Origin of the sequence: Pseudomonas sp. IPO3774 (assembly GCF_013386835.1) — a bacterium.
Lineage (GTDB): Bacteria > Pseudomonadota > Gammaproteobacteria > Pseudomonadales > Pseudomonadaceae > Aquipseudomonas.
The window spans coordinates 104,917-121,515 of the sequence record NZ_JACAQY010000002.1 but is presented as its reverse complement, the minus strand read 5'-3'; the positions used below and the strand labels follow the sequence as shown (position 1 = coordinate 121,515).

Genomic DNA, 16,599 nt, shown 5'->3' with positions numbered 1-16,599 from the left:
GCCGGATCATGCGCGGGATCGGGACATCAAAAAAGTTGAGGCGGTATCAGCCGCGGCGCCACTCATCCGGCGACACGCCCAGCACCCGGCGAAACACATGGGCCAGGTGTGACGGTGACTCATAGCCGACGTTATTGGCGATCTCCAGCACCGACATGCGGGTGTGCCGCAACAACGTCTGCGCGCGCTCCAGGCGCAGGCGCTGGACGTACGCCAGCACCGTCTCGCCGGTGTGCAGCGCGAACAGCCGGGTCAGATGGCGGCGCGACATGTGAAACGTCTCGGCGATTTCATCCAGCCCCGGCGCATGTTCGAGGTTGCCTTCCACGTACGCCTTGACGTCACGCACCAGCATGGCGCCGTGGCGCTCGGTAGATGAGCGTTGCAGGCTCGGCTGGCTGAGGGAAATCGCCAGGCATTCGAGCAGCAGCAAGTGATCGGCCTGGGCCACCTGGCGGCGGCGGTCGATGTACAGGTCGGGTTGGCTGAAGGCTTTTTTTGCCAGGAGCAGATGGTGCAACGGCGCGGAGGTTTGCCAGATGCCCAGGGTGGGCACGCGCAGCAAGCGGTTGGCATCACCGGACAGGTCACGCAAGGCGTAGTGCATGTAGTCGGGGTCGACGTAGAACGCCACGTGGCCCTGGCTGGCGGTGAGTGACGAGGAGGAATGGCTGGATTGCGGCGGCACCAGTACGAACTGGCGGTCGATCACCGAGGTGGTACGCCCGCTTTCCTCATCCTTGAAACGCAACAGGCCGTGCTCGGGCACCATCAGCATGAATTCGTCGTGGGCATGGGCCCCGGTTTCATAGGCGCCGTTGGAGTTGAAGACGCTGTAGATGTCGCGCATCGCCAGGCACTGCCAATGGATGTTGGAGTGCTGACACTAGCATATTTGGTGCCAGCGAAGCATTGTGGCGAGGGAGCTTGCTCCCGCTGGACCGGGCTGGCGCTCCAGTGCGTAGCGCGCCCCTCTTTTTTGGGGCCGCTTCGCAGCCCAGCGGGAGCAAGCTCCCTCGCCACATAGATCACCTCAGGTCATGATCAGGCCAACGGTACACGACGGGTGGAAATCGCCAGGCGACCCACACCGAAGCTCAACGCTGCGCCCAGCAGCAACATCAACAAGGTGCTCCACGCAGCACGGGACAGTTGCTTGGCCGCGACTTCACCGGCTTCACGGGCTTTCTGTTCAGCCTGTTGCTTCAGTTCGTCGACCTTCTGCACGGCCTGCTGGTAGGCCTGGGCGTAGTTGTCGACAATCTGGGTGGCCTCAGCCTGGCTCTTGCCGGTACGGGCCGCAACAATATTGACCAGTGCCTGCTTGTCCGCCGCGTTCAACGCCGGCTCACCGGAAGCCTTGACCCGCTCGAACCACTGCTTCAATTCATCACCAGCCTGGGCTGGGTTGGTCGCGGCATCGTTGGCCGACTGCTTGCCGTCCGCAGCCGCCTGATCGGCTTTTTGCTCAACGTTGGCCGGGTCCAGTTCAGGTTTGCCGCTCTGCTTGAGCAGTGTGTCGAGCTGACCTTGCAGGCTGTTCCAGTCCAGCTTGATGCCCTGCTCATTCAGTTGCTGCTTGACGCTGTCGCTGATACCCGGCGCCACGGCGGCGATCCCGCTGCCGGCAGCCGACAGGCCCTTGCCGACGACATTGCCCGCCGCTCCCACAACGCTGGTGGCCAGCGCGGCCAGCAGCCAGGTGGTGAGCAAGGTGGTGATGGTCCAGCTCAGCACGCCGTGCAGGCCGCCGCGATCCGGCGCGGTGCGCCCGGCCACGAATGCACCGGCACCGATTGCCAGCAGCGTCGAGACAAACAGCCAGATCCCGGCACCGGTGCCGAAACCGCTCAGCGGGTTACCCGCGGCCATCGGGTCTACCGCGCTGGCGCCAATCGCGGTGCCAAGTACGCTCAATACCAGATAGGTCACCAGGGCAATTGCACTACCGGCCAATACCGAGCCCCAGGACACACGAAACAGCGAACGGTTGGTTTCATAGACAGTGGTCATGTTAAATCCTTTGAACAGTGGGTAGGTGGCCAGTTTGGCGAGGCACCTGCCCTGCGGTCTCGACACAATTGCACTAGGCGCACTGGTGCATTCGCACCCCGCGCCGGGCACTTTCTCTGCACTATCCTGAGCCTCAGGTGTCGTACTTCCCATGCGACTTACCCCAGGAGAAACCATGAGCCAGGCCGTCCTCGCCAAAGAAACCAACCGCCGCCAACTGCAGCAGATCATCTCCGGCTTGTCCGATGGGGTGATCCTCGCCGAGGCCGACCAGACCATCCTCTGGGCCAATGAAGCCGCGCTGCAGATGCATGGCGTGGATAAAGTCGAAGACCTGGGTGCCAACACCAAGGAATACGCCGCGCGCTTTGCCTTGCGGTATCGCAACAACCACCCGTTGGTGCTGGAGAATTATCCTCTGAGCCGGGTGGCAGACGGTGAAGAGTTCAGCGATGTGGTGGTGGAAGTCACCCCCACCGGCGACGAGGAAAAAGTCTGGGTGCATCGCCTGCGCAGCCTGGTGCTCGACGACGCGTCGGGCGAGCCGGAATTGCTGGTGTTGATCCTGAGCGACGCCACCGAATGGGCCAGCGCCGAACAGCGCTTCGAAAAGACCTTCAATGCCAACCCGGCGCCGGCGGTGATTTGCCGCCTGAGCGACCTGCGCTACATCAAGGTCAACCAGGGCTTCCTGGAGATGACCGGCTACAACCGCGACCAGGTGATCGGCCACTCGGTGTATGAACTGGACGTGCTGGAACAGGCCGAAAACAAGGACCTGGCCGTCAAGCGCCTGGGCGAAGGCGCGACCATTCCACAGATGCAAGCCGAACTGAAACTGCCCGAAGGCGGCAGCAAACTGGTGATCGTGGCCGGCCAGCCGCTGGACATGAATGAGGAAGACTGCATGCTGTTTTCCTTCACCGACCTGGAGCCTCGCCGCAAGGCCGAAACCGCCCTGCGTCAGAGCGAGGAACGCTTCGCCAAGTCGTTCCGCCTGACGCCGGTGCCGACCCTGGTGTGCAACGCCGCCAACCGCCAGGTGGTGGATATCAACGAAGCCTTCATGACCATCACCGGCTATACCAGTGAAGAACTGATCGGCAAATCCATCGAAGACATCGACTTTATCGACAGCCCCCAGGCCTGCACGCAACTGTTCACCACCCTGGAAAAAGCCGGCAACCTCGACGGCCTCGACCTGAAGATTCGCAAGAAAGGCAATGAGCTGATCGACTGTGTGCTGTCTGCCGACACCGTCAGTATCCAGGATGTGCCCTGCTACCTGCTGGTGCTGATGAACATCACCGAACGCAAGCGCTCCGAGCTGGAACTGGTGGCCGCGATCGAGGAAGTGATGCAGGACGCCTCATGGTTCAGCCAGACGCTGATTGAAAAACTGGCCAACGCCAAGAGCGTCAACAGCCCCAATGTACCGAACATTTCCTTTACCGACCTGACCGCCCGCGAGCGCGACGTACTGGGGTTGATTTGCGAAGGCCTGGCCGACAAGGAAATCGCTTCGCGCCTGAAACTGGCACCCAACACCGTGCGTAACCATGTGGCCACGGTGTACTCCAAACTGGGGGTGCATAGCCGTAGTGCAGCCATCGTGTGGGCCCGTGAGCGCGGGCTGTTTGCCGGTGAGTTGCGGGTTAAAAAGCCGAAATAGAGTGCAAATGCACTAGTGCGACCGGTGCAAATTCGCCTTATTGCACGGGGGTGCACTGCTTAACCTTGAAGGGTGGGCACAGGGCTTCGGGTCCTGTGCCGTTGAGATGTCATGCCCTTTAAGGAATCCATCATGAAAAGCGAACAAGTCAAAGGCGCCGTCGAAAAAGTGGCCGGCAAGGCTCAAGGTTTTCTGGGTGATCTGACCGGTGACGAACGTCTCCAGGCCGAGGGTGTAGCTCGCCAGGCCGCTGGCCAGTTGCAGCAAACCTACGGTGACGCGCTGGACACCGTCGGCGATTTCGCCAAGCAAAAACCCCTGGCAACGGTTGCGATCGTCGCCGGTGTCGGCCTGCTGCTGGGCCTGTTGCTGCGTCGTCGCTGAGGAGAACCCTGATGTTTACGCTCTCCCAACTGCGCAACTGCATCGAAGAGGCCCTGTCGCCCCTGACCTGCGAATTCACCCTGTGCCGTGACGCGTCGTTGACGCTCAAGGTCTTCGACGCCGAAAGCGGCCGGGTGGATTTGGTGGTCACCGGGATCAGCGTCAACAAGCTGCAGACCCCGCAGGAAGTGGAAAAGATGGTCGACGAGTTGCGGTACGAATTGCAGAGCAACACCGTCGGTAAACTCAGGCTGGATGACCTGCCGCTGCGCCCTTTGTAGGAGCGGGCTTGCTCGCGAAAAACGCCCAGGCACCGCGTTCATTCAGGCGTGGCGCGTTCGCGTTATCGTTAACGACCTTCACGAGCAAGCGTGCTCCTACAGTATGTCGCGGGCTTTCAACGACGCCCCGATAAAATAGAACACCCCTCCCCCGACAATGAACGCTGCCAACATGTAGAACATGTAGTGGGCCGGCAGGTTGGCCAGCACCAGCCCGCACAGCACCGGCCCCAACGCAGCGCCGAGGTTGGAGAGGTTTTGCGCCCCGTAGTACATGCCCCGCAGGTTGTCCGGGGCGATGCGGTCGATGAACATGTACTCGGCCGGAAACACCACGATTTCGCCCACGGTGAAAATCGCCATCGCCAGGATCCACCACCACACGTTGCTCGCCAGGGCAAAGCCAATCACCCCCAGCATGAACATGCCCAGGCCGAAGATCAGCCACTGGCTCAGGTAACGGTGGGAAATGCGCCGGCCAATCGCGTATTGCAGGGCAATCACCAACACCGCGTTGGTGGTGAGTACCGCGCTGATGATGGTGTAGGTGTATTCGGCGGTAGTGGTGGTCACCAGGTACTGCGACAGGTACGCGGTGAACTGGCCGAACACCACGGCACTGAGCAGGCCGCCGACGGTGAAGCACACCAGTCGGTGATCCCGCAGCAATACACGCCCCACCGCGAGGAACGACACCGGCTTTTGCGTGGTGTCTACCGTGGCCAGCGTGCGGTCGCCCCAACGCCAGTACAGCAGGAAAAAACCGAAGCCCAGGACCGCCGACAGGATAAACGGCAAGCTGATATCGAGCTTGGCCACCATCGCGCCAAAAAACGGCCCTACGGCATAGCCGATATTGGTCAGGGTGTACTTGATGGAAAACGCTTCGCTGCGCTCATCTTCCGGCAACAGGCTGGCAAACCCGGACTTGATCGCGATGTCGATCACCGCGTACGCCAGGTTGATCAGGATCAGGCAACTGTAGAACGACCAGATTTCCCGGGCCAGCACCGTGCCGACAAACCCCAGGGCAAACACCACACTCAAGCTGAGCAATAACCTATAGCTGTCGATGCGGTCTACCAGGAAACCGCCGTAGACACTCAGCAGCGAGCCGACGATCAACGAGCTGCCGATCACCAGGCCGACCTGGCTGATGTCGAGGGCAAAGTGGTTGGTGAGGTAGATCACCAGGTACGGAAAGGTGATGGCCTTGGCCAGGGTGAGGATCAGCGTGGCCGACAACAACAGGTTCACGGTACGTGGGTAATTTCTTATTGTGGCAAGCATCCTGCTCTCATTCCGGTCAAGGTAAAGGGACCATTGCGGCCCGCAGCGGACGTACCTTAACGCAAAACAAGAAGAAAAAAATGCTGGTTTATGCATTTATGCAAAAATCAAATGCAGCGGGATGAGGCGTGATCACCCATCCCGCCGAACGCTTTATTTTTTAACGGGCGTGATGTCGAGAATCGTGCCGTTGGTGGTTTTGAGCAATACGTACTTGTCGTTCACTCGAGCCCACTGGCTGTCTTCTTCCGGCTGCTTCAGGCCACGTTTCTTCCAGTCGGCAATGGCCGACTCCTTACGCATCAGAATGTCTGGCGCGCGGTCTCCCGTCTTGAGGTCGCGGGTATTGATATTCGAAGGCTGCACGGTTTTTTGCGGGGTATCCGCGGCCTGGACGGTGAGACTCGCGGCGGACAGGCTCGCGGCAACCAGCAGGCAGGCAACAAGGGATTTGGACTTCATGGGCACTTCCTTCAATGAATGACGCGTAAAGATTCCGACCGCAGCGGCGTGGAATCATTCAGCGCCGTGATGGAAGCGGCAGATGGATGGACGGCCAGCGACCGGGCCGGCGATTAATCAGATAAGATTGGTTCTTTTTTCCAGCCGCTCAGGAATTCCAATGACTGGTACCCACGTCATCATCATTTTCGTGACCGTTGTCACCTTGCTCGCGCTCTACGTGTTCGGCACCTACAGGGAACTGGTGGCCCTGCTCGATCGCTGCAAAAAAGCCTTCGGCCAATTCAAGGAGGCCGAACAACAATTGGCGGCGGCGCAAAATGCCTCGTCACCCACCGCAGAAATCGCCAGCCTGGAAAGCCGTGTCGCGTTCACCCGCCAGCTCTTCCACGACTCGGTCAACAACTACAACACCTACAAGCACAAGTCGCCGACCTCGGTGGTGGCCGAGCTGCTCGGGCATCGTGATGATGTCAGCCTGTCGGGGTTCGAGGCCAAGCGTACGGTCTGACCTGCCGGCGCTTACACAGGTGCACGCTGACGTGTCGGCGTGCCCTGATGAAACACCATCTGCCACTGCCCGCCGCTTTCGCGCCACACCGAACTGCGCAACGACTCCCCCGCCGCATTTGCATCCGTCGCCGCGCGCTGGCAGCGATACGTCACCAACGCCACGCCTTCGGCCAGCACCTTCATTGCAAAGTCACTGATGCTACGGACTGAAAACACCTCATCCTGCAGCCCTTCGATCACCTCGGCCTTGCTGCCCCACACATTGCCGCTGGCACCAAATTCGACGAAATCATCCGCCAGCAGCACCGACAACCGCGCCGCATCTGCACGGGTGGTGCATTGGTGCAGCTCCTGTTCCAGGCGGCGTAAATGCTCTGCCAACTCCATACCCATTGCCCTCGTGAAATTAATCCTGTAATTTTTCATGAAATTTCCTGATAAGAATTTCACGAAGCGCCCATGGACAAGCAAGAAGAACTCGACGCCCTGGCGATCCTGATCCACGACCTGCGCAAACACAAGAAGCTCACCCTGGCGCAACTGGCGCAAAAGATCGAGCGTTCCGTGGGTTTCCTGTCCCAGGTTGAACGCGGCCTGTCGCGCCCGACCGTGGCCGACCTCACGGCCATCAGCCACGCCCTCGGTGTGCCCACCACCTATTTCTACAGCCTGTCCAAACCCAAGGCGGTGGACTGGGTCACCCGCCCCAACGAACGGCGCACGGTGTATTACGCCAATGGCATCACCGACATCCTGGTGTCGCCGAGCATGCACGGCGCGTTCTCGATCCTCGACAGCCTGCTGGCCCCCGGTGCCAACAGCGGCGAACAAACCATGAGCGACCGTGCCGAACAGGCCGGTTACGTGCTGGAGGGCGAGTTGACGCTGTGGGTCGAGGGCGAGCCGGACTCGGTCACCCTGGGCCCCGGCGACAGCTTCCACCTGGCCAGTTTTGCCCACTGCCGCTACGGCAACCTGACCGACCTGCCAGCCCGCGTGCTGTGGGTCTATAACTAGGAGCAACACCCGTGAAAAGCCATGCTTCCACGCTTTTGGCCGAAGTCCGGACCTTTCGCCAGAACCATCCCGATGTGCGCTACGTCGACCTGATTGCCCTGGACATTCCCGGGCATTTCTACGGCAAGCGCTACCCGGTGGAGATGCTGGAAAAGGTCGCCGCCGGCAGCCCGTTGAAACTGCCGCAGAACGCGGTGCTGCTGGGTGCCCAGGGCGGTCTGTTCAAGATCGGCGACTATTGCTTCCACGACGGCGACCCGGACGCCAACCGCCGCCTGGTGCCCGGCACCCTCAAGCCGGTGAGCTGGGAGGCGCAGCCGCTGGGGCAGATGTTGATTACCTCCGACGGCACCGAAGCGCCCATCGAATTCGAACCCCGGGAAGTACTGGTCAAGGTGCTGGAACGCCTGCAGCGCAAAGGCATTCACCCGGTGGTCGCGTTCGAGCTGGAGTTCTACCTGTTCGACAAAAAGCTCAGCGACGGCCTGCCGCAATTTGCCCGCGACCCGCTGAGTGATGACGCGGACGACCAGCCCAACTTGCACATCGAGCGCCTGTCACGCTTTGCGCCGGTGTTGGACGATATGGTCGAGACGGCCAAGGCCCAGAGCATCGACATCACGGTGATCACCGCCGAACTCGGCCCCGGCCAGTTCGAAATCAATTTCGGCCACCTGGAAGACGGCCTGCGCGCCGCCGACTGGGCCGCCCTGTTCTGCCGCAGCACCCGTGGCGTGGCCCTCAAGCACGGCTATCGCGCCAGCTTCATGGCCAAGCCTTACCTGCAACACCCCGGCAGCGGCATGCATGTGCACGTCAGCCTGTACGATGCGGCGGGCAATAACCTGCTGGCGGCCCACCAGCAGCAACCGTTGCGCCACGCAGTGGCGGGTTGCCTGGAACTGCTGCCGCACTGCATGCCGATCTTCTCGCCCAACCACAACGCCTTCCGCCGCCTTGGTGGCACGGTCAACGCGGCAACCCGCGCGTGCTGGGGCTTTGAAGACCGTGACGCGTGCGTGCGAATCCCTGAATCCGACCCGCGCAACCTGCGCATCGAACATCGCCTGGCGAGTGCCGATGCCAACCCGTATCTGGTATTGGCGGCGATTCTGGTGGGGCTTGAGCATGGTCTTGAAGCAGCGAAGGAGCCCATCGCCCCGCTGAACGAAGACCGCAACAGCGGCGCGGACTTCCCCCTGGAAATGCTGGAGGCGGTGCGCGCCATGCAGCATCAGCCGACGTTGCGCGAAGGCCTGGGCGCGGAGTTTGTCGACGTGTATTGCGAAAACAAACGCCAGGACCACCTGGCATTCCAGCAGGAAATTCATGCGCGGGAATATCGCTGGTATCTCTAGGCACTGATGGTTAGCCTCGTGGGCATCTCTGGCTAACCGCGGATTTGCCCATGACCGACCAAAGCGCCCCGGCCCTGAAGGAAATCTTCAACGCCGAACGCCTGCAACACATCGCCAGCGAAATGACCGCGGTGTACCCGGCGTTCGACGCCAAGGGTTTTCTCAAACACGCCAAGGCCGGGTTGGCAGACCTGTCGGTGATGCAGCGCATGGCGCGGGTCAGTGAAAGCCTGAACGCTGTGATCCCGCTGGATTATCCGCAAACCCTGAAGTTGCTGTATGCCCTGGCCCCTCGGCTGAACAGCGCCTTTGTCAGCCTGTTCCTGCCCCACTACGTTGCCAGCTACGGCGGCGATGATTTCAAGCGTTCCATGGCTGCCCTCAAGTACTTCACCACCTTCGGCTCCGCCGAGTTTGCCGTGCGGCATTTCCTGCTGAGGGATTTCAAGCGCACCCTGGCCGTAATGCAGCAATGGTCGCTGGATGACAACGAACACGTGCGACGCCTCGCCAGCGAAGGTTCACGGCCACGGCTGCCATGGTCGTTTCGCCTGGCCGAGGTGCAGGCCGACCCGAACCTGTGCGCTTCGATCCTCGACAATCTCAAGGCCGACAGCAGCCTCTACGTGCGCAAGTCGGTGGCCAACCACCTCAACGACATCACCAAGGACCATCCGGATTGGGTGCTGGGCCTGATCGAAGGCTGGTCCCTGGATAACCCCCACACCGCGTGGATCGCCCGCCACGCGCTGCGCAGCCTGATCAAGCAAGGCAACACCCGGGCGCTGACGATCATGGGCGCCGGGGCCAGGGCCGAAGTGAAGATCCATCAACTCAAGGTCGAGCCGGCGGCGATCAAGTTGGGGGAGCGGATCAACCTGTCCTTCAGCCTGGAGTCCACTGCCGATTCGTCGCAAAAGCTGGTGGTCGACTACGCCATCGACTATGTGAAAAGCGCCGGTCACAGCGCGTCCAAGGTGTTCAAGCTCAAGGCATTTACCCTGGGTGCCGGAGAACATCACGCCATCAGCCGTGGCCAACATATCCGTGAATTGACCACGCGCAAGCACTATCCCGGCAAGCATGCGGTTCACGTGCTGGTGAACGGTGAGCGGCTGGGCAGCGTCGAGTTTCAACTCGAAAAATAATCCTTAAAACATTAACGAAGGCTCTAGATCGGGCCTTACAGCGAAATTAATTGTCGGACAATGCTAGGCATTCGTGTTGCGATCCATTATCATCCGGCGCCTTCTCGGTACCCCTAGGGTACTTGTGTCAATGTTCCACCTGAGGCGCCCATGCTCCGTTTTTCGTTTTACCGTCCCCTGATCTGCATCAGTTGGGGGCTTGCCAGCCACAGCGCGTTTGCCGCCCTGCAACCAATGGCCGAAGCCCCGCTGTCCAGCGACACCGAGCTGCATTGCCACTTCAACCGCGACGCCAGCGTCGACTGCACTACCCGCTTTCACTACACCATCCTCAAGCCAAGCGGCCGCGAAATGCTCTCGCGGATCGACTTCAGCTACCAGGAAGAAGACGGCTTCGAACTGATCAAGGCCGAGTCCACCCAGCCCGGCGGCAAACCTGTGCCCCTGGACCCGACGCAAATCGACACCCGCACCGCCCCCAACCCGGACCAGGGTTTCTCCCGGGAAAAACAGACCTCGCTGGCGTTTCCCAACCTGCGGGTCGGCACGCAAATCCGCTACACGGTGCGCGAACATCACCCGGCCAAACCGCTGATGACCGAGTTCTACTACGCCTTGCAGTTCGGCCCCAACGCCGCACGGCGCGACCACTTCAAGGCACGCTTCACCGCCGAGCGGCCGATCGAGTGGCGCAGCGAATTGATGGAGGATTTCAGCATTACGCCATCAGCCAATCGCAAGACCCTGGACGTGGTGCAAAAGGCCCCGACCTACCTCAGCTATATCAACGAATCCGCCAACGCCTACATACGCCACGCCCCGCGTATCGAAGTCGGCAGCTCCCTGGATCGCCAGCAGTACTTCGGCGGCTTTGCCGAACGCTACAACCAGATCCTCGGCGCCAAGCTGCCGCCCCAGGGCGCCGCCGCCGTGGCCGCCGTTCGCGGCTTGCCACCGGCACAACAGGTGGCCGGCCTGATGCAGCACATCAACGACCACTACCGTTACCTGGGCGACTGGCGCGCCTCGGATCGCGGCTATGTACCCTTCAGCCTGGCGGAGATCGAACAGCACGGCTACGGCGACTGCAAAGACCTTTCGACGCTGCTGGCGGCCATGCTCAAGGCCAGCGGAATCAAGGCCGAGCCCGCCTGGGTCAGCCGTGGCGATGTGGTTAACCCGCTGCTGATTCCCGGCACCGGCGCACCGAACCACGCCATCGTCCGCGCCGAAGTCGATGGCCAGGTGTGGTGGCTGGACCCGACCAACCCGATCTTCGCCCCCGGCCAGACCCTGCCCGACATCCAGGACCGCTGGGTGCTGGTGACCAACGCCGAGGGCCAGGTACGTGAAGAACACATCCCGCTGCAACCCGCCGCCCCCACGTTGATCCTCGACAAACAGGAGCGCTTCGACGCCCAGGGCACCGCCCGGGTCTCGGCCACCGTTGATTTTCGCGGCATGCCGCTGATGCAACTGAGCGTCGCCGACCGCCAGCAAGGCGCCACCGCCAGCGACCAGAACATCTGCGACAACTTCGGCAAACAGATCACCGACTGCCAGGTCGAGCGCCCCGCCACCGCCTTCTTGATCCCGGCCAGCTACAAGGTCAGCGCCACCCTGACGGACATGCGGCCCCTGGAACCGCTGGGCAACGACCACGTCTACAACGATGCCTTGCTGCAAGAGAAATGGGACGGTCTGCTCAACTACCGCCGCAATGGGCAACTGGCCGACTTGTACATAGGCAACCCCGAGACGCTGGATTACACCATCACACTGTCGGGTGGGCAGATCGACAAGGACATCAAGGCTTGCCAGGTACGCTCGCCGTGGTACGACCTGGACCTGACGGGTGAGCGCGTCAAGGGCGACTGGCGTTATCACTACGTCCTGACGCAGAAAATACGCTGGCTGACCCACGATGAAATTGTCAGCGCGCCGTTTGAAAAAATGATCAAGGAGATCCGTGCCTGTGGTGAGCAGGTGCATCAGGTGGTGAAGCTCTAACCCTCCCCCAGCAAAACCCCTTGCTCCCGCGCGCAGAGTTCCACCAGGTAATCCCACAACACCCGCAACCTTACCGACTTGTGCAACTCGCGCCGGGAACTGATCCAATAGCTGCGCTGGATGCTCTCCGCCGGCAGCAGCGGCACCAGGTCCGGGTCGCTCGCCGCCATGAAGCACGGCAATACGGCAATTCCCAACCCCGAGCGCGCCGCCTGGTGCTGGGCGATCACGCTGGTGCTGTGGAACACCACTTTGGGGTTGCGGCAGAAACTGCTGAGGAATTTCAGTTCCTGGCTGAACAGTAAATCGTCGACGTAATCGATCCAGGCGTGCACCGCCAGGTCCTCGCGTTTTTCAATCGGCGGTGTGCGGTCCAGGTAGCTGCGGCTGGCGTAGAGCGCCAGGCGGTAGTCGGTGAGTTTGCGGGTCACCAGTTGGTCGACGCTGGGGCGTTCGAGGTGGATGCTGATTTCCGCTTCGCGGTTGAGGATGCTGACAAACCGTGGCACTGCCAGCAGTTCCACTTCCAGGCCCGGGTAGCGTTCGAACAGGCCGCCCATGCGACTGGCCAGGAACATCACGCCCAAACCCTCGGCCACCCCCAGGCGGATCTTGCCCAGGGGCGCGGCGGAATGAGTCAGTTCTTCTTCGGCCAGCAGCGCCACGTTTTCCATGGCTTCGGCATGTTTGAGCAGGGCTTCGCCGGAGGGCGTGAGTTCGTAACCCTGGGCGTGCTGCACGAACAGCGCAGTGCCCAGGCTTTTCTCGATGGCCTCGATGTGCCGGGCCACGGTGGCGTGGGTGGTTTTCAGGCGTTGCGCCGCCGTGAGCAAGCGTCCGCTACGCTGTAACTCAAGAAAGAACCGCAGATCATTCCAGTCGAACATGCCTTCCCCTTCTTCCCTTGAACAGCAGCGTTGTCTAAAAACGCACAGCAGCTGGGTAAAAACTAACATTTTTAAGACGAAAACTAACAACTAGGATGGGACCAATAAGAAAAACAAGCGAGGTCACAGATGCATTCTGCAGCTGCTGAATACGATTACGTGGTGGTAGGCGCCGGCCCGGCGGGCTGCCTGCTGGCCAATCGACTGTCTGCCAACCCTGCCCATCGCGTGTTGCTGCTTGAAGCAGGCGGTCGCGATAACTACCCCTGGATCCATATTCCCGTCGGCTACCTGTTCTGCATCGGCAACCCGCGCACCGACTGGTGCTTCAAGACCGAAGCCCAGGAAGGCCTGCAAGGCCGTGCGCTGAGCTACCCGCGCGGCAAGGTGCTGGGCGGGTGCTCGTCCATCAACGGCATGATCTACATGCGCGGCCAGGCCCGGGATTACGACGGCTGGGCCGAGGACAATCCCGGCTGGGCCTGGAAGGATGTGCTGCCGCTGTTCAAGCAGAGCGAAAACCATTTTGCCGGTGCCTCGCAATTTCACAGTGACGGCGGTGAATGGCGGGTTGAGCAACAGCGCCTGCACTGGCCGATCCTCGATGCGTTTCGTGAGGCGGCGCAGCAAAGCGGTATCGACAGCATCAGCGACTTCAACCAGGGCGACAACGAAGGCTGTGGCTATTTCCAGGTCAATCAGAAATCCGGCGTGCGCTGGAATGCGGCCAAGGCGTTTCTCAAACCGATCCGCCAGCGGCCCAACCTGACGGTGATGACCGAGGTTGAAGTCGACCGCGTACTCCTGGAGAACGGCCGTGCGGCGGCGGTGGTTGCTCGCCAGAATGGCCAGCCAGTCACGTGGCGGGCGCGCAAGGAAATCATCCTGTGCGCCGGCTCCGTCGGTTCGCCCGGCATCCTGCAACGCTCCGGTATCGGCCCCTCCAGCGTGCTCAAGCCTTTGGGCATCGATGTGCTGCACGAGTTACCCGGCGTGGGCGGCAACCTGCAGGATCACCTGCAACTGCGCCTGATCTACAAGCTGGAAAACGCCCGCACCCTGAACCAGATCGCCGGCACCGTGTGGGGCAAGATGGGCATGGGCCTGCGCTACCTGTACGACCGCAGCGGCCCGTTGTCCATGGCCCCCAGCCAGCTTGGCGCGTTTGCCCGCTCCGGGCCGGAGCAGACGTCGGCCAACCTCGAATACCACGTGCAACCGCTGTCCCTGGAGCGCTTTGGCGAACCACTGCACGGGTTCCCGGCCTTCACCGCTTCGGTGTGCGACTTGCGCCCGCAAAGCCGTGGCCGCATCGACATTCGCTCGGCCAACCCGGCAGACGCACCGCTGATCCGCCCCAACTACCTCAGCCATCCGGAAGACCTGCGGGTGGCCGCCGACGCCATTCGCCTGACCCGACGCATCGTCTCGGCGCCGGCCCTGAAGCAATTCAACCCGGTGGAGTACCTGCCCGGCGCAGAACTGCAGACGGACGAACAACTGCAGGAAGCCGCCGCCCGCATTGGCACCACGATTTTCCATCCAGTGGGCACCTGCCGCATGGGCAGCGACAAGGACGCGGTGGTCGACGCCCAACTGCGAGTGCACGGGGTTCCCGGCCTGCGCATTGCCGACGCGTCGGTCATGCCCCGCATCACTTCAGGCAACACCTGCTCACCGACGCTGATGATCGCGGAAAAAGCCGCGCAGCTTATCCTTTCGCCGAACACAAGGAGCCTCGCCCCGGAGAAAGAACTGACCTTACCGGCTTGACCTGCGGGAGCCCGGCTTGCCGGCGATGGCGTTTTCAAGTGTTGTGCACAGCTTGAGAGCGCCATCGCCGGCAAGCCGGGCGCCTACAGGGGAATAGCGGCGCCGATGTGGCGCCGACAGTGGAACAACAATAAATAATCACTGTGAGGGCTACCCAAATGTCAGAACACGCTCAACCCCTGGGCTCCGCCACCAAGGCGCGAGACAGCAACGACACACAGAAAGTCATCTTCGCCTCCTCCCTCGGGACGGTGTTCGAGTGGTATGACTTCTTCCTCTACGGCGCCCTCGCGGCGGTGATCAGCAAGCAGTTCTTTGCCGGGGTCAACGACACCACGGCGTTTATCTTTGCCCTGATGGCCTTCGCCGCCGGCTTTGTGGTGCGCCCGTTCGGCGCGCTGGTGTTCGGTCGGCTGGGTGACATGATCGGGCGCAAGTACACCTTCCTCGCCACCATCATCCTGATGGGCCTGGCGACTTTCTGCGTCGGCCTGCTGCCGACCTATTCGAGCATCGGCATTGCCGCACCGATCATCCTAGTCGCGCTGCGCATGCTCCAGGGCCTGGCGCTGGGCGGCGAGTACGGCGGCGCAGCCACCTATGTGGCCGAGCACGCCCCGGCGGGCAAACGCGGCTTCCACACCAGCTGGATTCAATCCACCGCGACCCTCGGCCTGTTGCTGTCGCTGCTGGTGGTGCTGGCGTGCCGTTACTTCACCGGCGACCAATTCGAAGTGTGGGGCTGGCGCCTGCCGTTCCTGCTGTCGATCGTGCTGTTGGGCATCTCCACCTGGATCCGCCTGAGCCTGCACGAGTCGCCGGCGTTCCTGAAAATGAAAGAGGAAGGCAAGGCCAGCAAGGCGCCGATCCGCGAGTCGTTCGGCAAATGGGAAAACCTCAAGATCGTGCTGATTGCGCTGTTCAGCATCAACGCCGGCCAGGCAGTGACGTTCTATGCCGCGCAGTTTTATGTGCTGTTCTTCCTCACACAGTTTTTGAAGATGGATCCGGCACTGGCCAACATGCTGCTGATCATCAGCGTGGTGATTGGTGCACCGTTCTTCATCTTCTTCGGCTGGCTTTCGGACAAGCTGGGGCGCAAGCCGGTGTTGATGGTCGGCCTGCTGCTGGCCACCGCACTGTACTTCCCGATCTTCAAGGGCCTGGCGCACTACACCAACCCGGCGATGGACCACGCCAGCCGCCAGTCGCCGATCACCGTATTGGCAGACCCGGCCACCTGCACCTTCCAGTTCGACCCGGTGGGCAAGGCGCGTTTTGACAGCCCCTGCGACAAGGTCAAGACCTTCCTGGTGAAACAGGGCCTGCCGTACGAAAGCGCGGCCGCCCCGGCGGGCAGCGCGGTGCAGGTGAGCGTGGGTGATGTGCGTATCGACGGTTACGACGAAGCCGCCCTGAAAGGCGCGGTGACCCTGGCGGGTTATCCGCAATCGGCTGATGTGGCCCAGGTCAACAAAACCATGGTGGTGGTGCTGATCGTCGCGCTGATCCTGATCGCCGCCATGTGCTACGGCCCGCTGGCAGCGCTGATGGTGGAGCTGTTCCCGACACGCATCCGCTACACCTCGCTGTCGCTGCCATACCACATCGGGAATGGCTGGTTTGGTGGGTTCCTGCCGACGGTGTCGTTTGCGCTGGTGGTGTACACCGGGGATATTTTCTATGGGCTGTGGTACCCGGTGGTCATTACCGGGGTGAGCCTGATCGTGGGGCTGATTTGCCTGAAAGAAACCAAGAACGTCGATATCGACAATAACTAAACGTCGATCC

At 61.5% G+C, this 16,599-nt stretch carries 16 protein-coding genes; 10 read left to right on the top strand and 6 right to left on the bottom strand.

The genetic code is table 11. From position 1 onward, the window contains the following. Positions 1 to 46: 46 nt before the first annotated feature. Together HYE77_RS01005 and HYE77_RS01000 are read right to left on the bottom strand one after the other, a co-directional pair. Complete coding sequence (locus HYE77_RS01005) at positions 47 to 850, bottom strand: AraC family transcriptional regulator (protein WP_003211578.1); 804 nt, start codon at positions 848 to 850, stop codon at positions 47 to 49. 194 nt (positions 851 to 1,044) lie between these two features. Continuing rightward, positions 1,045 to 2,013 carry a hypothetical protein gene (locus HYE77_RS01000; RefSeq protein WP_177009748.1) on the bottom strand — a complete coding sequence of 323 codons (969 nt, stop codon included), beginning with the start codon at positions 2,011 to 2,013 and terminating at the stop codon, positions 1,045 to 1,047. Positions 2,014 to 2,188: 175 nt separating this feature from the next. On the opposite strand from HYE77_RS01000, the gene HYE77_RS00995 reads away from it, so the two are divergent. The 3 genes from HYE77_RS00995 (at position 2,189) to HYE77_RS00985 (ending at position 4,350) form a co-directional block, all read left to right on the top strand. After that, complete coding sequence (locus HYE77_RS00995; RefSeq protein WP_087694084.1) at positions 2,189 to 3,685, top strand: PAS domain S-box protein; 1,497 nt, start codon at positions 2,189 to 2,191, stop codon at positions 3,683 to 3,685. A gap of 132 nt (positions 3,686 to 3,817) precedes the next feature. Continuing rightward, positions 3,818 to 4,069, top strand: a complete 252-nt coding sequence (locus HYE77_RS00990) for a CsbD family protein (RefSeq protein ID WP_003211583.1) — start codon at positions 3,818 to 3,820, stop codon at positions 4,067 to 4,069. A gap of 11 nt (positions 4,070 to 4,080) precedes the next feature. Continuing rightward, on the top strand, positions 4,081 to 4,350 hold the full coding sequence (locus HYE77_RS00985) for a DUF1652 domain-containing protein (protein WP_003211585.1): 270 nt from the start codon (positions 4,081 to 4,083) through the stop codon (positions 4,348 to 4,350). Positions 4,351 to 4,446: 96 nt separating this feature from the next. On the opposite strand, the gene HYE77_RS00980 is transcribed toward HYE77_RS00985, so the two are convergent. After that, the gene (locus HYE77_RS00980; RefSeq protein ID WP_177068268.1) at positions 4,447 to 5,640 is read right to left on the bottom strand and encodes an MFS transporter; all 1,194 of its coding nucleotides are present in this window, start codon (positions 5,638 to 5,640) and stop codon (positions 4,447 to 4,449) included. Positions 5,641 to 5,793: 153 nt separating this feature from the next. Next, positions 5,794 to 6,102 (bottom strand): RcnB family protein, encoded by a 309-nt coding sequence (locus tag HYE77_RS00975; RefSeq protein WP_003211589.1) that lies wholly within the window; start codon positions 6,100 to 6,102, stop codon positions 5,794 to 5,796. Positions 6,103 to 6,262: 160 nt separating this feature from the next. Between HYE77_RS00975 and HYE77_RS00970 the strand changes: the two genes are divergently transcribed. Continuing rightward, positions 6,263 to 6,613 (top strand): LemA family protein, encoded by a 351-nt coding sequence (locus HYE77_RS00970; RefSeq protein ID WP_008435873.1) that lies wholly within the window; start codon positions 6,263 to 6,265, stop codon positions 6,611 to 6,613. 11 nt (positions 6,614 to 6,624) lie between these two features. On the opposite strand, the gene HYE77_RS00965 is transcribed toward HYE77_RS00970, so the two are convergent. Continuing rightward, a complete protein-coding gene (locus HYE77_RS00965; RefSeq protein ID WP_003211593.1) occupies positions 6,625 to 7,008 on the bottom strand; it encodes a DUF4440 domain-containing protein in 384 nt (127 codons plus the stop codon). Positions 7,009 to 7,074: 66 nt separating this feature from the next. On the opposite strand from HYE77_RS00965, the gene HYE77_RS00960 reads away from it, so the two are divergent. The 4 genes from HYE77_RS00960 to HYE77_RS00945 all read left to right on the top strand — a co-directional run bounded on the left by HYE77_RS00960 (position 7,075) and on the right by HYE77_RS00945 (position 12,148). Beyond that, the gene (locus HYE77_RS00960) at positions 7,075 to 7,632 is read left to right on the top strand and encodes a helix-turn-helix domain-containing protein (protein WP_003211595.1); all 558 of its coding nucleotides are present in this window, start codon (positions 7,075 to 7,077) and stop codon (positions 7,630 to 7,632) included. An 11-nt stretch (positions 7,633 to 7,643) separates the two neighbouring features. After that, positions 7,644 to 8,990 carry a glutamine synthetase family protein gene (locus tag HYE77_RS00955; RefSeq protein ID WP_177068267.1) on the top strand — a complete coding sequence of 449 codons (1,347 nt, stop codon included), beginning with the start codon at positions 7,644 to 7,646 and terminating at the stop codon, positions 8,988 to 8,990. 50 nt (positions 8,991 to 9,040) lie between these two features. Next, a complete protein-coding gene (locus tag HYE77_RS00950) occupies positions 9,041 to 10,138 on the top strand; it encodes a DNA alkylation repair protein (protein WP_177040013.1) in 1,098 nt (365 codons plus the stop codon). A 150-nt stretch (positions 10,139 to 10,288) separates the two neighbouring features. Then, positions 10,289 to 12,148, top strand: a complete 1,860-nt coding sequence (locus HYE77_RS00945) for a DUF3857 domain-containing transglutaminase family protein (protein WP_177068266.1) — start codon at positions 10,289 to 10,291, stop codon at positions 12,146 to 12,148. Here the strand turns inward: HYE77_RS00945 and HYE77_RS00940 are convergent. Then, entirely contained in the window at positions 12,145 to 13,035 is an 891-nt protein-coding gene (locus HYE77_RS00940; protein ID WP_003211603.1) for a LysR family transcriptional regulator, read from the bottom strand. The two genes, HYE77_RS00945 and HYE77_RS00940, sit on opposite strands and share 4 nt — an antisense overlap. 129 nt (positions 13,036 to 13,164) lie before the next feature. Between HYE77_RS00940 and HYE77_RS00935 the strand changes: the two genes are divergently transcribed. Beyond that, positions 13,165 to 14,808 (top strand): GMC family oxidoreductase, encoded by a 1,644-nt coding sequence (locus HYE77_RS00935; RefSeq protein WP_177068265.1) that lies wholly within the window; start codon positions 13,165 to 13,167, stop codon positions 14,806 to 14,808. Positions 14,809 to 14,966: 158 nt separating this feature from the next. Beyond that, on the top strand, positions 14,967 to 16,589 hold the full coding sequence (locus HYE77_RS00930; RefSeq protein WP_003211608.1) for an MFS transporter: 1,623 nt from the start codon (positions 14,967 to 14,969) through the stop codon (positions 16,587 to 16,589). Positions 16,590 to 16,599 lie beyond the last annotated feature (10 nt).

Excerpts from the sequence above, each read along its gene's own strand:
- HYE77_RS01005 (WP_003211578.1), bottom strand. The coding sequence starts at position 850 with ATGCGCGACATCTACAGCGTCTTCAACTCCAACGGCGCCTATGAAACC.
- HYE77_RS00985 (WP_003211585.1), top strand. The coding sequence starts at position 4,081 with ATGTTTACGCTCTCCCAACTGCGCAACTGCATCGAAGAGGCCCTGTCG.
- HYE77_RS00980 (WP_177068268.1), bottom strand. The coding sequence starts at position 5,640 with ATGCTTGCCACAATAAGAAATTACCCACGTACCGTGAACCTGTTGTTG.
- HYE77_RS00935 (WP_177068265.1), top strand. The coding sequence starts at position 13,165 with ATGCATTCTGCAGCTGCTGAATACGATTACGTGGTGGTAGGCGCCGGC.
- HYE77_RS00945 (WP_177068266.1), top strand. The coding sequence starts at position 10,289 with ATGCTCCGTTTTTCGTTTTACCGTCCCCTGATCTGCATCAGTTGGGGG.
- HYE77_RS01000 (WP_177009748.1), bottom strand. The coding sequence starts at position 2,013 with ATGACCACTGTCTATGAAACCAACCGTTCGCTGTTTCGTGTGTCCTGG.
- HYE77_RS00975 (WP_003211589.1), bottom strand. The coding sequence starts at position 6,102 with ATGAAGTCCAAATCCCTTGTTGCCTGCCTGCTGGTTGCCGCGAGCCTG.
- HYE77_RS00990 (WP_003211583.1), top strand. The coding sequence starts at position 3,818 with ATGAAAAGCGAACAAGTCAAAGGCGCCGTCGAAAAAGTGGCCGGCAAG.
- HYE77_RS00950 (WP_177040013.1), top strand. The coding sequence starts at position 9,041 with ATGACCGACCAAAGCGCCCCGGCCCTGAAGGAAATCTTCAACGCCGAA.
- HYE77_RS00940 (WP_003211603.1), bottom strand. The coding sequence starts at position 13,035 with ATGTTCGACTGGAATGATCTGCGGTTCTTTCTTGAGTTACAGCGTAGC.
- HYE77_RS00995 (WP_087694084.1), top strand. The coding sequence starts at position 2,189 with ATGAGCCAGGCCGTCCTCGCCAAAGAAACCAACCGCCGCCAACTGCAG.
- HYE77_RS00930 (WP_003211608.1), top strand. The coding sequence starts at position 14,967 with ATGTCAGAACACGCTCAACCCCTGGGCTCCGCCACCAAGGCGCGAGAC.
- HYE77_RS00960 (WP_003211595.1), top strand. The coding sequence starts at position 7,075 with ATGGACAAGCAAGAAGAACTCGACGCCCTGGCGATCCTGATCCACGAC.
- HYE77_RS00965 (WP_003211593.1), bottom strand. The coding sequence starts at position 7,008 with ATGGGTATGGAGTTGGCAGAGCATTTACGCCGCCTGGAACAGGAGCTG.
- HYE77_RS00970 (WP_008435873.1), top strand. The coding sequence starts at position 6,263 with ATGACTGGTACCCACGTCATCATCATTTTCGTGACCGTTGTCACCTTG.